Source organism: Sphingomonas naasensis, assembly GCF_004792695.1.
Taxonomy (GTDB): domain Bacteria; phylum Pseudomonadota; class Alphaproteobacteria; order Sphingomonadales; family Sphingomonadaceae; genus Sphingomonas; species Sphingomonas naasensis.
In genome coordinates, this window is record NZ_SRXU01000002.1 from 382,099 (window position 1) to 397,295 (window position 15,197).

General features: G+C 70.1%; 8 protein-coding genes. 1 reads left to right on the forward strand and 7 read right to left on the reverse strand.

What is annotated here, in order from left to right; genetic code table 11:
- The first annotated feature begins 102 nt into the window (after positions 1-102).
- Positions 103-3,561 (forward strand): transcription-repair coupling factor, encoded by a 3,459-nt coding sequence (gene mfd / locus E5A74_RS06810; protein WP_135983749.1) that lies wholly within the window; start codon positions 103-105, stop codon positions 3,559-3,561.
- 67 nt (positions 3,562-3,628) lie between these two features.
- Here mfd and trxA read toward each other — a convergent pair whose 3' ends face one another.
- From trxA to E5A74_RS06845, 7 genes are all read right to left on the reverse strand, one after another.
- On the reverse strand, positions 3,629-3,949 hold the full coding sequence (trxA, locus tag E5A74_RS06815) for a thioredoxin (RefSeq protein ID WP_135983500.1): 321 nt from the start codon (positions 3,947-3,949) through the stop codon (positions 3,629-3,631).
- A 56-nt stretch (positions 3,950-4,005) separates the two neighbouring features.
- Positions 4,006-7,434: a double-strand break repair helicase AddA gene (gene addA, locus E5A74_RS06820; RefSeq protein WP_135983501.1), complete on the reverse strand. Its 3,429-nt coding sequence runs from the start codon at positions 7,432-7,434 to the stop codon at positions 4,006-4,008.
- On the reverse strand, positions 7,421-10,351 hold the full coding sequence (gene addB / locus E5A74_RS06825; protein ID WP_135983502.1) for a double-strand break repair protein AddB: 2,931 nt from the start codon (positions 10,349-10,351) through the stop codon (positions 7,421-7,423). Before addB ends, addA begins: the two co-directional genes overlap by 14 nt.
- A 140-nt stretch (positions 10,352-10,491) precedes the next feature.
- A complete protein-coding gene (locus E5A74_RS06830) occupies positions 10,492-11,253 on the reverse strand; it encodes a nucleotidyltransferase family protein (protein ID WP_135983503.1) in 762 nt (253 codons plus the stop codon).
- Entirely contained in the window at positions 11,250-12,224 is a 975-nt protein-coding gene (locus tag E5A74_RS06835) for an aminoglycoside phosphotransferase family protein (protein WP_206365808.1), read from the reverse strand. The genes E5A74_RS06830 and E5A74_RS06835 overlap by 4 nt, the downstream gene beginning before the upstream one ends.
- A gap of 5 nt (positions 12,225-12,229) precedes the next feature.
- On the reverse strand, positions 12,230-12,679 hold the full coding sequence (gene tsaE, locus E5A74_RS06840) for a tRNA (adenosine(37)-N6)-threonylcarbamoyltransferase complex ATPase subunit type 1 TsaE (protein ID WP_135983505.1): 450 nt from the start codon (positions 12,677-12,679) through the stop codon (positions 12,230-12,232).
- A gap of 150 nt (positions 12,680-12,829) precedes the next feature.
- Positions 12,830-15,166, reverse strand: coding sequence for a PAS domain-containing sensor histidine kinase (locus tag E5A74_RS06845; protein ID WP_240699706.1), 2,337 nt, complete (start codon positions 15,164-15,166; stop codon positions 12,830-12,832).
- Positions 15,167-15,197 lie beyond the last annotated feature (31 nt).

The following is a 15,197-nucleotide window of genomic DNA, read 5'->3' on the forward strand; positions in this document are numbered from 1 at the left end:
GCGCAGCGAGCGTCCAGAACCATCCTCGCGCATTGACGCCGACGCTGGCGCGTCGGCACCCACCCCCAGCCCCTCCCTTTCAGGGAGGGGAGTCAGATGAAGATGCCCGACCTCAAGACCATCCTCGCCGCCACGCGCCCGCTCACCCTCTCCGGCGCCCCCACCGGCTTCCTTCCGTGGATGCTCGCCGATCTCGCGCGCGCCGGCGGCACCGCAATATTCGTCGCGCCCGACGAGGCGGCAATGCGCGCGGTGGCCTCGACCACGCCCTTTTTCGCGCCCGAGCTCGACATCCTCAGCTATCCGGCATGGGACTGCCTTCCCTATGACCGCGCCAGCCCGACCCTGCGCGTCATGTCCGAGCGGCTGGCGACGCTCCACGCGCTGCAGAGCAAGTCCGACAAGCCCCGCCTGCTCGTCACCACGATCAACGCCGCCACCCAGCGCACCCTCACGCCGTTCCGCATCCGCCAGCTCGTCGCGAGGCTCGCTCCCGGCGAGCGGATCGGCCTCGACCGGCTGACTACCTTGCTTCAGGCCAATGGCTATGTTCGCGTCGACACGGTCAACGACGCCGGCGAATTCGCGGTGCGCGGCGGCCTTGTCGACCTGTTCCCGAGCGGCGCCGAGCAGGCGCTGCGCCTCGACTTCTTCGGCGACGAGATCGAGAGCCTGCGCACCTTCTCGCCCGAGGACCAGCGCACCACCGGCCGGGTCGACGGCTTCACATTGCTCCCCGCGTCCGAGGCGCTGCTCGACGAAGAATCGATCAAGCGTTTCCGCACCCGCTATCGCGAGAGGTTCGGCGCCACCGCGACCGGTGATCCGCTCTATCAGGCGATCAGCGACGGCCGCCGCCTCGCAGGGATGGAGCATTGGCTGCCCTTGTTCGAGGAGCGACTCGACACGCTGTTCGCGCACCTTCCCGACGAAGCGGTGATCGTCCGCGACACCGCCACCGCGGGCGCCGGCGAGCAGCGCTTCGAGGCGATCGCCGATTATCAGGCGAATCGCGTCCGCGCCGAATCGACCGCGCCGGGCATCTATCGTCCGCTCGCCGCCGACGCGCTCTACCTCTCGCCCGACGAATGGGCCAAGGCGCTCGATCACGGCCCGGTCCATGTCTCGACGCCGTTCCACGAGCCCGAAAGTGCCACCGTGCTCGACTTCGCGGTCGACGGCCCGCGCGATTTCGCCCCCGAGCGCGCCGCCGGCAACAATGTCTACGAGGCGGTGGTCGCGCACCTCGCCAAGACCCGCAAGGACGGCCGCAAGCCGGTCCTCGCTAGCTATTCGAACGGCGCGCGCGAGCGCCTCAAGGGGCTGCTCGAAGACCATGGGCTCAAGGGCGCGCGCAACGCCGGCAGCTGGCAGGAAGCGCTCGGCACCGCCGACAAGGGCATCGCGCTGGTCGTCCTGCCGCTCGATCACGGCTTCACCGCACCCGATGTCGCCGTGCTCACCGAGCAGGACATGCTCGGCGACCGCCTCGTCCGCCGCTCGAAGCGCCGCAAGAATACCGACGCGTTCCTCCAGGAGCTCGCCACGCTCACCCCGGGCGACCTCGTCGTCCATATCGAGCACGGCATCGGCCGCTATGACGGGCTGACCCAGATCCCGGTGCAGAAGGCGCCGCACGATTGCGTCGCGCTTGAATATGCCGGCGGTGACAAGCTCTACGTACCCGTCGAGAATCTCGAGGTGCTGAGCCGCTACGGGGCCGGCGAGGAAGGCGCGACGCTCGATCGCCTCGGCGGCGAGGCCTGGCAGCGCCGCAAGTCGCGGATGAAGGAGCGGATCCGCGAGATCGCCGGTGAGCTCATCGCCACCGCCGCCAAGCGCGCGACCCGCCCCGCCGAGGTCGCCGAGCCCGATCATGGCGGCTATCCCGCCTTTGTCGATCGCTTCCCCTATGAGGAGACCGACGATCAGGATCGCGCGATCGGCGACGTGCTCGAGGATCTCGCCGCGGGTCGTCCGATGGACCGGCTCATCGTCGGCGATGTCGGCTTCGGCAAGACTGAGGTAGCGCTGCGCGCCGCCTTCGTCGCCGCGATGGCGGGGATGCAGGTCGCCGTGGTCTGCCCGACCACGCTGCTCGCGCGCCAGCACCACCGTAATTTCGTCGAGCGTTTCCAGGGCTTCCCGATCGAGATCGGCCGTCTGTCGCGCCTCGTCCCCGCCGCCGAGGCCAAGGCGACTCGCGAAGGGCTTGCCGAAGGCAAGATCGACATCGTCGTCGGCACCCATGCGATCCTCGCCAAGACGGTCGACTTCAAGCGGCTCGGGCTCGTCATCGTCGACGAGGAGCAGCGCTTCGGCGTGACGCACAAGGAACGGCTCAAGGCGATGAAGGCCGACGTTCATGTCCTCACCCTCACCGCCACGCCGATCCCGCGCACGCTCCAGATGGCGATGAGCGGCTTGCGCGAGCTTTCGGTGATCCAGACCCCGCCGGTCGATCGCCTCGCGGTGCGTACCTACGTGATGCCCTGGGATCCCGTGGTGCTGCGCGAGGCGCTGCTCCGCGAGCATTATCGCGGCGGCCAGGCCTATTTCGTTACCCCACGCATCTCGGACCTGCCCGATATCGAGGAGTTCCTGCGCAACGACGTGCCCGAGATCAGCTATGTCGTCGCGCACGGCCAGATGGCGCCGACCGAGGTCGAGGAGCGGATGTCGGCATTCTACGACCGTCGTTACGATCTGCTGGTCTCGACCACGATCATCGAATCCGGGCTCGACATCCCCAGCGCCAACACGTTGATCGTCAACCGCGCCGACAAGTTCGGCCTCGCCCAGCTCTACCAGATTCGCGGCCGCGTCGGGCGTTCCAAGACCCGCGCTTACGCCTATCTCACCACGCCGCCCGAGCGGCTGATGACCGAGGCGGCCGAGAAGCGCCTCAAGGTCCTCTCCGATCTCGAGACGCTGGGCGCCGGCTTCCAGCTCGCCAGCCACGATCTCGACATCCGCGGCGCGGGCAATCTGCTCGGCGACGAGCAGTCGGGGCACATCAAGGAAGTCGGCTACGAACTCTACCAGTCGATGCTCGAGGAGGCGATCCTCGAGGCACGCGCGGGCGGGCTGCGCGAGGATCTCCGCCCCAGGGATCTTTCGCCGCAGATCACCGTCGACGCGCCGATCATGATCCCCGAGGATTATGTCCCCGATCTCGATCTGCGCATGGGGCTCTATCGCCGCCTCAACGAAGTCGAGGACAAGCAGGGCATCGAGGCCTTCGCTGCCGAGCTGATCGATCGCTTCGGCAAGCTCCCCGAGCCGACCGACAATCTGCTCCAGCTGATCGAGGCCAAGCTCAACGCCAAAAAGGCGTGCATCGCCAAGATCGACGTCGGCCCCAAGGGTGCGCTGGTCACCTTCCACGAGGACAAGTTCCCCAACGTCCCCGGACTGCTCGCCTATGTCGACAAGCTCGGCGAGACCGCGCGGCTGCGCCCCGATATGCGGTTGGTGATCAACCGCGCCTGGGCCAATCCGGCGGCGCGGCTCCACGGCGCGCTCCAGCTCTCGCGCGGGCTCGCCAAGGCAGCGGGCTGAGCCGCACGAAAACCCCCGCCGTCCGCGATCGGACGACGGGGGTGATCTTCGCGTCAGTACGAAGCGATCAGAGCTCGCGCTCGATCCACTGCTTGATGCCGCTCTTGGGCATCGCGCCGACCTGAGTCGCGGCCGGCTGGCCGTTCTTGAACAGGATCATCGTCGGGATGCCGCGCACGCCGTACTTGGTCGGCGCGTCCGGGTTCTCGTCGATGTCGATCTTGACGATGTTGACCTTGTCGCCGAGCTCGTCGGCCAGCTCCTCGAGCGCCGGCGCGATCATCCGGCACGGCCCGCACCACTCGGCCCAGAAATCCACGACCACAGGCTTGTCGGCCTGGAGGACATCGGCGTCGAAGCTGGCATCGGTGGTAGCCTGGGTGGCCATGGAAACTTCTCCTGAATGCGTCTTGGATCGATATCTATGTGCGCGATCGTTCCGGCTCAAGCGCGCGAAGCCAAGCTTTGCTCCGCGGCGAGCAAGTCCGCCTTTTGCGCCGCAAGCAGCTCGGGCGGCAACAGATGGAGCGTCGGCCCGGCGGTGTAGAGCAATGCCGCCTCGATTCGCCTGCCCGGGAAGATCACTGCCAGCGCCCCGGCATAGGCGGCCATCTGGCGCAGATGATAGGGTGGGATCGCGTCGAGCCGCGCCGGCGCTCGCCGTGCGGTCTTGAAGTCGACGACGCGCACCGCGTCGGGAGTCACGATCAGCCGGTCGACCGTTCCCGATACCACCAGCCCCTCGACCACCGCCGCGATCGGCGCCTCGGCGAGCGCGTCGGGGGCGAACCATTCGGCGAGGCGCGGATCCGCGATCACCGCCAGCGCCGCCGTCGCGATCTCGCGCCGCACTTCGGCATCGGCGACTCCGCCGGGTCCCGCCAGCCAACGCTCGGCCGCGTCCGCCCGCGCCGCCACCGCCAGCCCCGGCAGTCGCTCGAACAGCGCGTGGAGCAATCGCCCGCGCTCCGCCGCCACCCGCATCGCCGGCGTCGGTGGCGGGTCGGCGGCGAGATCCTCGCCGAGCGAAGAAGGCGCGAGCGGTCGCGGGGGCCGCGCCTCGGCCGGCGCCGGCCGCGCGATCCAGTCCGGCAGCGCGGTCGCTGCGGGCAGCGCGTCGCCAGACCCGGTCTTCACCGGCAGCGGCAGCGCCGGCGAGACGCCGCGGAACATGCGCAGTTCACCCTCGGGCACGCCGAGCGCATCGAACGCGCGTGCGCATGCCGCATACCAGCTCGCTTGCGGAGGCACGCCCTTGGCGAGCGGCCCCAACGCCCCGGCGACCACCAGCCGTTCCTCGGCGCGCGTCGCCGCGACGTAGAACAGCCGCCAATGCTCCTGCAGCTCGCGCGCGTCGGCCAGCGACAGCACCGCATCCAGCGCCCCGCCCCGCTCGGCCGCGCGCGGGCGGAAGATCGGGAAGGGCGCGCCGCCATGCCCTTCGGGTCCCCAGAGCAGGAAGTCGCGGGGCGAGCGCGTCGGATCGACGGTGGCGTCGGCGAGAATCACCAACGGTGCCTGCAGCCCCTTCGCGCCGTGCGCGGTCATCACGCGCACCGCCCCCGCCGGCTGCGCCGCATCGCGGACGATCTCGACGTCGCCGCGATCGAACCAGTCGAGGAAGCGCTGGAGCGACGGCGTCGCGACATTCTCGAAATTGAGCGCGGCGTTGAGCAATTCCTCGATCGGATCGCGCGCTTCCTCGCCCAGCCGCAGCAGCAATTTCCGCCGCCCGTCGAGCGGTCCCGACAGAATCTCCTCGAGGAAACGATAGGGCGTGGTGAAATCGGCGCGGTTGAGCAATGCCTCGAGCGGCGCGATCCGGGCCCCGCCGGTCGCGCGCAGCTGTGCCCAGAGCGACGCGCCCTTCGGCCGCAGCGCCGCTTCCATCAATGCGTCCTGGCTCCACCCGATCAGCGGCGAGACCAGCAGCGAGGCGAGCGACAGATCATCCTCGGGCTGGAGCACGAAGCGCACCGCGGCGAGCAGATCCTGCACCGCCAGCGGCGCGTTGAGCCGCAGCCGGTCGACCCCCGCCACCGGCACCCCCTCGGCATAGAGCCGCGCGACGATCAGCGAGGCGAGCTCGCCGCGGCGCTTGACGAGGATCATCACGTCCTCGGGCCGCAGCGCCCGGCCCTTGCTCTCGAGCAGCAGCCCCTCGGCGAGCCACGCCTTGATCGCCCTGGCGATATCGCCGGCGAGCTTGCGCGTCGCGTCGCCGACCCATTCCTCCTCCTCGGCCTCGCTGCCGCCCTCGACCGTCACCGGCCACAGCGTCACCGTCCCCGGACCCGGCACTTCGCTGGCGTGCGGCTCGGCGTCGCTCAGATCGCCCATCCCCGGCGCCGGCAGCGTCCCGATCGCGGCGTCGACGAATTCGAGCACCGGTCGCGTCGAGCGGAAGCTGTGGGTAAGCGACAGCGACTCCAGCTCGGCCGCATCGACGTCATATTCGGCCTGCACCCGCGACGCGCGCCAGAAGCGCTCGAACGCCGCGCGAAAATAGATCGGGTCGGTGCCCTGAAAGCCGAAGATCGCCTGCTTGTAGTCGCCGACGGTGAACAGCGTCCGCACCGCGTTCCCGCGTGCGCCCTCGCCGGCGAAGAACTCGTCGGCGATCGCGCTGACGATCGCCCATTGCTGCGGATTGGTGTCCTGCGCCTCGTCGATCAGCACATGCTCAGTCACCTGATCGAGCTTGTAGCGCACCCATTCGCCCATGCCCGGCTCGCCGAGCAGCGCGACGGTCTTGCGGATCAGGTCGTTGAAGTCGACCGCGCCCACCCGCCGCTTGGCCCGGGCATAGGTATCGGCATAGGCCCGCCCCGCCGCGAGGCCGCGCGCGAGCAAATCGGCGAACTCGGCCTGGACTTTCATCCCAAGCAGCGCGCCGCAGCGTTCGTGCAGCCGCATCGCGAGATCGGCATAGCCCGGCTCCGGTGGCGCCTGTCCCTTGCCGAACGAGCGCGGCTCGCCCTTGGCGGTCGCCCAGACCGAATGGAGATCCGCCAGCCGCCGCGCGCGCTTCGCCGGGGAGAGCGTCAGCCACATCGCGATTTCCTCGGCGCGCGCCAGCCCCGATTTGGTCCCCCAGGCCGCGTTCATCGCCGCGACTTCGCGCAGTCCCGCGAGGTCGAACGCATCATCGCCACAACGCGCCTCGATCTCGGCGTCGATATCGCCTCGCGGAAGCGCCATCGCATCCCGCAGGAACGGCTGGATTCCGCTCGGCAACCCCGCCATCGCCTCGGCATTCGCCGCGCACAGCTTGAGGAACGTCTCGGCCTTGCCCTCGCCCAGTCGCAGGCTCAACGCGCCCACCGCGTCGATCAGCCCGACGCGCCCCTCGCGTCCGGCATCGATCAGCATCTCGGCGAGCGCCTCGCGCGCGAGCACGGCTTCCTCGCGCTGGTCGAGCGGGCGGAAGCCGGGCACCAGCCCCGCCTCGACCGGAAAGGCCGAGAGCAGCGACTGGCAGAAACTGTGGATCGTCTGGATACGGATCCCCCCGCCCGGCGCGTCGAGCACCTTGGCGAACAACGTCCGCGCCCGGGCCTGCGCTTCCGGCCCCGACTCCTCACCCAATGCCTCGAGATCGGCGAAGAGCTCTTCGCGCCCCGCGCGCACCCAGCGCGCCAGCCGGCTGGTGATCCGTTCGGACATTTCGGCCGCGCCGGCCTTGGTGAAGGTCAGGCACAGGATCGCGCCGGGATCGACTCCCGCGAGCAGCAACCGCCACACCCGCGCCGCGAGCACCTGCGTCTTGCCGGTACCCGCCGAGGCAGACAGCCAGATATGCCGCGCCGGATCGCTCGCCCGGCGCTGGTTGCCCTTGAGGGCGTAGAGGGGTCGTACCTCACTCACGACCATACCATTCGTCGCGCCGCATCAGCTGGTCATATTCGGCATAAGGCGCATAGTCCGGGTGCAGCTTCGCCGTGAACGGCTCGTCCCCGGTCAGCCACATCCGTGCCGCGCCCTCGAACTGCGCCACCGCCGCATCGACGAAATCGTCCGCCGGCAGATAGTCGCGCCGCCGCGTGTCGCACGGGCTCTCGACATAGCCGAACCCGCCGCCGCGATTGCGCGACAGCGACCAATATTCGAAATGCTTCGCCCGTCCCGTAATCCCCTCGAACCCGCCGCGCTCGGCGATCAGCCCCAGCAGCCCCAACTGCAGACTGAACCCGTTGCGCACCGCTGCCAGGCTCGGCGGCTTGCCGGTCTTGTAGTCGACGATCGCGAGGCTGCCGTCGCCCATCCGGTCGACCCGGTCGAACGTGCCGCTGAGTTCCACCCCCGCGAACGGGATCACGCCGCGCTTCTCGACCGCGATCACCTTGCGCGATGGATCGACGGCGATCTGCCCGGCGATCCACTCGATCGCCTCCATCAGCCGCGGCGCCCAGAGCGCGCGCATCATCGGATGGGTCCGCTCGTCGGCGAGCATCGCCTCGGCGCGCGCGCGCAGTCGCTCCGGCGCGCACTCGTCGCGTTCGAACCATTTCTGCAGAACCTCGTGCACGGCTGTGCCGCGCCATGCCGCGCTCGGATCGGCGTCGACCGGATCGAGCGGTATCAGCCGCAGCATCCGCCGCGCATAAAAGGCATAGGGATCGGCCTTGAGCCGGTCGACCTCGGTCACCGACAGCGCCTTGGGCCGCAGCGCCACCGCGGGCTGCGGCGCCGGCCGCTCGGCCGGAGCGTAGTAGCCCGGATCGTCGATCGCGCGCAGCCACGCCTCGACGTCGCGCGCCCGCTCCAGCCCGCCCGACAGCGCCTCGAGCCGCAGCCAGAAGCGCGAGGCGATCGTCGGCGCGCTGGCATCCCGCCGCGCCCGCGTCAGCAATACCTGCGGCGCGCCGAGTGCACCCGCCAAATCGTGCGCCGAGAGCCCGATCCGCCGCTCCAACCCCGGCAACCCCAATTCGGCGCGAATGCGCGGCGCCAGCCACGGATCGGGCGCGGGCAGCCCCGGCCACACGCCTTCGTTCAATCCGCCGAGGATCATCAGATCGGCGGTCTGCAGCCGCGCCTCGATCAGGCCGAGGATTGCCAGCCGCGGATGCCCGCCCTGTGGCGGGCGCACCGCTGCCTCGTCCATCAGCGTGCGCAGCATCGGCGCCAGCGCCTCGGGCTCGGCGCGCGGCGGTCCATTGGCCGCCTCGCGCTCCGCCGCATCGAGCAGATCGGCGGCAGCGCGCCCCTCGGCACGCGCCCACAGCGCGTCGCCGCCCAGCGCCTGCGCGGTCTCGCGCAGCGCCGCGAGCAACGCCGGCAGCGGCTGCGTCCCGCCCGCGAACACCGCCTCCAGCGGCGCGAGCAACGCCCGCGCCTCGGGCCACCGGCCAAGCGCGGCGCGGCGCAGATGCCCGTCCCTGCCCTCCTGCTCGGCGAGATGCCGGTCGATCCCGGCCAGCCCCGGCGCCGGACGCGGCCCACGCAGCGCGCGATCGAGCAGCCGCACGCCCTCGAGCCACTCACCGCGCCGCTCGGCCATCACCAGCGGGTGCTTGAGCAACGTCAGCAACGGCAGCGGCGCGAAGCCCTGCGCGGCGGCATCGGCGAGCGCGAGCAGCAAGGTGCCCGGCGGCAGGATCGACAGCGGCTGGCCGGCCGAATCGTCGACTGCGATTCCCCAGCGCGCGCAATGCGCCGCCACTCGCCGCGCCAGCGCGCGATCGGGCGTCACCAGCGCCGCGGTCCGCTCGGGCGTCTCAAGCACTTCGCGCAGCGCCAGTGCGATTCCCTGCGCCTCCTCGGCCGGCGCGGCGACATCGAGCGCGCGCACCCCGTCAAGCCGCCGCTCGGCCGCCGGCAGCGCGGTCCAGCCATGCGTCAGCTCGGGCGGCGCCATCGCGGAGGCGATCGCCTTGCTCCGTGCCGGCGGCGCGTCATGCTCGCTCGCCGCGCGCCACGGATCGAACTCGCTGCGATGCACGCCCATCCGGTCGAGCAGCAGCTTCAAATGGAATTGCGGATGGCTCTCCAGACTGCGCCGCCGCCGGCCGGTGACCGGATCGGCCTTATGCGGCCCGAGCGCGTCCCACTCCGCATCGCTGATCGCGGTGGCCAGCCCTGGCAGCACCACCATCCCCTGCGGCAGTCCCGCCACGGTGCGCAGCAGCCGTGCGAACGCAGGCGCCGAAGCGGTGACGCCCGCCGCGCAGACGAATCCCTGCGGTGGCGCGTTCCGCCAGCTGCGCGCCACCTTGTCGACCAGCCGCCGCCGCCGTTCGGCGAGATCGATCCGGCCGAGCCGTTCGAGTTCCTTGGGCCATCGCGTCAGCACTACTTCGAACAGCTTGAGCGAGCGCTCCCAATGTGCCGACAATTCCTGGCTCAGCTCGATCTCGCGGAGCGCGCGCGGTGCGACTTCCTCGATCAGCAACTGGTCGAGCGTGGTGGCCAGGTCGCCCGCCAGCCGCACCGCCTCGGCCGCGTCGACCGGCGCCCCCACCTCCTGGATCAGCCGCGCGAGGATCATCCGCCGCTGGAGCGGATCGACCGCCGCGGGGATCGGATCGGCATCGTCGGCCGCCTCGAACACCGCTTCGTCGAGCTCGGGGTCGCCCACCGCGACCAGTCGCGGCAGCAGCAGTCCCTGCGCGCTCTCGCGCACGAACGCATCGTGGATCGCCTTTTTGGCGCGGTTGTTGGGCAGCAGCACCAGCCCGCGCGCCAGTTTGAGCGGATCGCTCCCGAACCGCCGGATCAGCCCGATCGCCAGCGCATCGGCAAAGGCGCGGTGCGGCGGGATGGTGTAGAGATGCAGGTCTTCGGGCAATTTGCTCTCATTCCCCTCCCTGCAAGGGAGGGCTCGGGTTGGTTGGCGAGCGTAGCGAGCCTCCGTCGTCAGAGGCAAGAGCGTCGTCTACACGGCGCACCCACCCTTGGCCCCTCCCTTGCCGGGAGGGGAACAGAAGGTCACATCTCCGCCAGCACCGCCTCCGCTGCGCCGACCGCCGCCGGCGTACCGACGTCGAACCACAGCCCCTGGTGGACCACGCCCCACAGCCGCCCGGCTTCCATCGCGCGGTTCCAGAAGAGGTTGGTCGAGAACGGCCCCTCGGGCCAGTCGCGGATCACCCGCGGCGAGAGGATCTGCACCCCGGTATACACGAAGGGCGCGAGCCGGCCCGGCTTGCGCCGCTCGGTGATCCGGCCCATCGCGTCGAGCCGGAAGTCGCCCTGCCCGCGATGGCTGTGCGCCCGCGCCAGCGGCACCAGCAGCAGCAGCGCGTCCATCCGCTCGTCGTCCCACTGCGCCGCGAGCGCGCGGATCGCGTCGATCGGACCATCAACCCACAGATTGTCGCTGTTGACGCACAGGAACGGCCTGTCGCCGATCAGCGCGCGCGCCTGGACGATCCCGCCGCCGGTCTCCATCAGCTGCTTGCGCTCGTCGGAGATGACGAGATCGATGTCCTTCACCCGCGCCTTGAGATGCGCTTCCATCTGGTCGGCGAGATAATGGACGTTGACGATCGCCCGCTTGACGCCCGCCGCGCGGAGATGATCGAAGGTGTGGTCGATCAGCGTCTTGCCCGCGACTTCGACCAAAGGCTTGGGCCGCGTCGCGGTCAGCGGCCGCATCCGCTTGCCGAGCCCCGCCGCCATCACCATCGCCGTCTCGGGCACGCATGCCGTGGGCTGCGGCCGCAGCGAATAAACCGCGCTGGTGGTCATTCGCCGACGATCGCCAGCGGATCGCCGCGCAACTCGGCGGGCACATTGGCGTCGAACCAGTCCGCGACGGGCTTCAGCGCCGGATGCTTGAGGTCGCGCTCCAGATAGCCCCAGACGCGCGGACACAGCCCCGGATAGCGCGGCTTGCCGTCGCGCTTCCACAGCCGGGTGAAGATGCCGACGATCTTGGCGTTACGCTGCGCGCCGAGGACATGATAGGCGATGTCGAAATCGTCCCCGGCTCCGGTGATCCTCTTGTAGCGGTCGAGCATCGCGGTCTCGAGCTCGGGCGCCACGTCGCGGCGTGCGTCCTGCAGCAGCGAGACGAGGTCGTACGCCGGATGTCCCGCCAGCGCGTCCTGGAAGTCGAGCAGGCCCAGGCTCTCGCTACCGTCGATCAACATGATGTTCTCGGCATGGTAATCGCGCAGCACCGTGACCGGCGCATGACCGTCGAGCACCGGCGCGAGCGCCTGATCCCAGGCATCGACATAGCCTTGCATGTCGACGCTGAGCCCCACCGCGGGGGTGTACCATTCGGGAAGCAGCGCCGCCTCGCGCTGATATTCGGCGCGGTCATAGGGCCGGATGTCCGCCGCGTCGTGCTGGCCGAGCCGGATCAGCAAATCGACCGCCTCCTCGTAGAAGCGCAGCTCGCTCTCGGGCGCGGCATCGACCGTCTCGCGCAGCCGCGCATCGCCGAAATCCTCGAGCAGGACGAGGCCGTGCTCGAGATTCTCCGAAAGGATCGCCGGCGCCGCGAAGCCATTGCCGGTCAGCCAGCGCGCGATCTTGATGAACGGGCGCGGATCCTCGTGCGGCGGCGGCGCGTCCATCAGGATCGCGCTGCGGTCGTGATGGACGACGCGGAAATAGCGGCGGAACGAGGCATCGCCGGCGAGCGGCCGGATCTCGGCCCCCTCCCATCCGGCGGCGATCAGGAAATCGGGCGCCGCGGCGGGCGGATTCATGTCGGTCAGGGGAGAGATTGGGGCCATCGATCCTTCCATGCCGCCGGCACCTTCGCTGTCAAGGCGCGCGCGCCGTCCGGCGTAAGTTCCAGGCTGAGCCACAGCGCATCGTGCCACCAGTGATCGCTGAGCCGCTCGGGCCATTCGACGAGCAGCAGCGAATCATGGCGGGCGTCGTCGAGCCCCAGCTCCCCCGCTTCCTCGGGATCCTCGATCCGGTACAGATCGACATGGAGCACCGGAAAGCGCACCTCGGGCGGCGCATAGGGCTGAACGATCGCGAAGCTGGGGCTCGGCGCCTCTTCCTCCAGCCCCAGAGCGGCGAGCAACCCCCGCGCGATGCTCGTCTTGCCCGCGCCGAGCGGACCCGAGAGCGCGATCACGTCGCCCGGCCGCGCGACCTCGGCCAGCCGCGCGCCGAGCGCGAGCGAGTCTTCGGGGGAAGCGAGCCGCACTCTACAATCCTCCCCCGGAGGGGGAGGGGGACCAGCGAAGCTGGTGGAGGGGTAGTAGCCACAGGCAATGCGCTCGCTTGTGGAGGCTACCCCTCCACCGCTGCGCGGTCCCCCTCCCCCTCCGGAGGAGGATCGCCTCAACGCAGCCCCTCACCGCGGCAGCTCCACGGTCACCAGCGTCCCCTCACCCGGCTCGGAAATCAGCTCGATCCGCCCGCCATGCGCCTCGACGAACTGCTTCGCCAGCGGCATGCCGAGCCCCAGCGCGCGCTCGCCGCTGCGCGAGATGCCGTGCTGGGCGAAGCTGTCGAATGCCTTGGCGACCGATTCCTTGCTCATCCCCGGCCCATTGTCCGAGACGATCACCCGCGCGACCTTCCTGTTGCCGTCGAGATGGAGCAGTACCCGCCCCTCCTCGGGCGTGCAGGCCACCGCGTGGCGCAGCAAATGCTCAATCACCTGGCGCAATCGCCGCAGATCGCCGGTCACCGTCCCCGCGGTCCCGGCGTCCTCGACGACCAGTTCGATCCTCTTGGCCTTGGCGAGGTGCGCGATCGCCTCCGCCGCGGCATTAGCGGCGAGCTCGAGATCGACCGGCATCTTCTCGAGCGGCGCCCCTTCGCTCTGGGTCAGGTCGAGCACGTCGTCGACCAGCGCGCTCAGCCGGTCGACCGAGACGAGGATCGCCTCGGTATATTCGACCGCGCTTTTGGTCAGCTTGCCCGCGAAGCCGCCGTGCAGCATCTCGGTGAAGCCCTTGATCGAGGTCAGCGGGGTGCGCAGCTCGTAGCTCATATTGGCGACGAACGCGGTCTTCACCCGGTCCGCCGCGACCAGCGCCTCGTTACGATCGCGCAGCGCGCTCTCGGCGCGGTGATGATCGGTGGTGTCGAGCATCGTCACCAGCGCATTGCCGTCGGGGAGCGGCACCGCGGTGAGGTCGAAGTGCCGCCCATCGGCGAAGGCCACCGTGCTGCCGCGCGTCTGGCGGTCCTTCGCCGCCAGCCGGATCAGATCGCCCAACACCTCGGCGCGGCCCGAATTGGTGAGCTTCGGCCCCGCCGCCTTGACCAGCTGGCCGATCTGCGGATGCCCGTCGAGGAAGCTGTCCTCGAAACCCCAGACCTGGCGGAACTTGCGGTTCCACAGCTGCAGCCGGCCCTTGCCGAACACTGCCACCGCCTCGGCGAGGCTCTCGAGCGTCGCGGTGCGCACCTGCTGCATCTCGCCATGCTCGCGCTGCAGCTCGAATTGCTGGGTGCGATCCTCGAAGATCAGCAGCAGCCCGCCCTCGGGGAGCGGCTGGGCGACGACGCGGAGATGCGCCCCGGCCACCGTCCACGTCTCCTCGACGGCGTCGGGCGAGGTGAACCATTCGCGTCGCTCGGCCTTCCAGGCCGGATAGTCGCGCACCTCGGGAAGCCGATTGGCCTCGCGCATCCGGTCGAGCACGCGGTCGAACTCGGGCCGGTCGGCCAGCCATTCGTTGCGCATCGCGAACATCCGCTGGAACGGCTGATTGCAAAAGGCCAGGCTGCGATCGGGCGCGAACTGCGCGACGCCCGCCGAAAGCCGGTCGAGCATCGCCCGCTGCGCCTCGCCGAAACGCTTGAGCCCACCACGCAGCTGCTCGAACTCCTCGATGTCGATCGCGAAGCCGGCGACGCCGCCGGTCGGCAGCGGCACGTCGTGGAGCCGCAGCATCCGCCGCGCCCCGCCCACCGTCGCGGGCATCGCCGCGGTCTGTGGCTCGCCGGTGTCGCGTGCGATCGCGGCATTGGCCAGCGGCCCGCCGAGCCCCGCGCCCTCGACCAGCTCGAGCCCGCGCGCGACCACGTCCTCGCTGTCGCTACCCTCCACCGCGCGGACATAGGCCGAATTGACCATCAGCAGCCTGAGATCGGGCCCGCGATACCACATCGGCATCGGCGCCGCCTCGATCAGCGCAGTGAGCGCATCGAACGCCGCGCGCAGCTGGCTGGCCTCGTGCTGGAGCCGCTGGATCTCGCTCTGGCTCTCGGTCGCGTCGAGGAACCACAGCACCACCCCGCCCGCGGCGCGCATCGTCCCCGGCGCACGCTCGCCGACGACGATCAGCGCGCGCTCGGATCCCTGCGCGCGAACCGCGAGGGTGAAGGGTTGCCCCGCCTTTTGCGCCGCGATCACCTGTGCCTCGAGCGCGGCCGCGTCGGCGGCAACCAGTCCGCTCTCGATCCCGGCAAGGTCGGCGAGCTCGCGCGGCAGCAAATCGAGCCCCAGCCAGTCGGCGAGCCGCTGCGGGACCTCGACCCGGCCGTCGGCGCGCACCAGCATCGCCTGTGCGGGCGAGCCTGCGATCAATGCATTCAGCCGGGCGTTGCGGTCCTCGGTCTCGCGCGCCGCGGCGCGGATCTTCAATCCGGAGAGCAGCATCCAAGTGGCGCCGAGCACCAGCAGCGCGAGAATGGCGCCGGCGCCAGTCGCGGCAGATTGCGGAATCTCGATCAAGCCGCTTCTCCGCGGCTTCGCTGCACCCTCA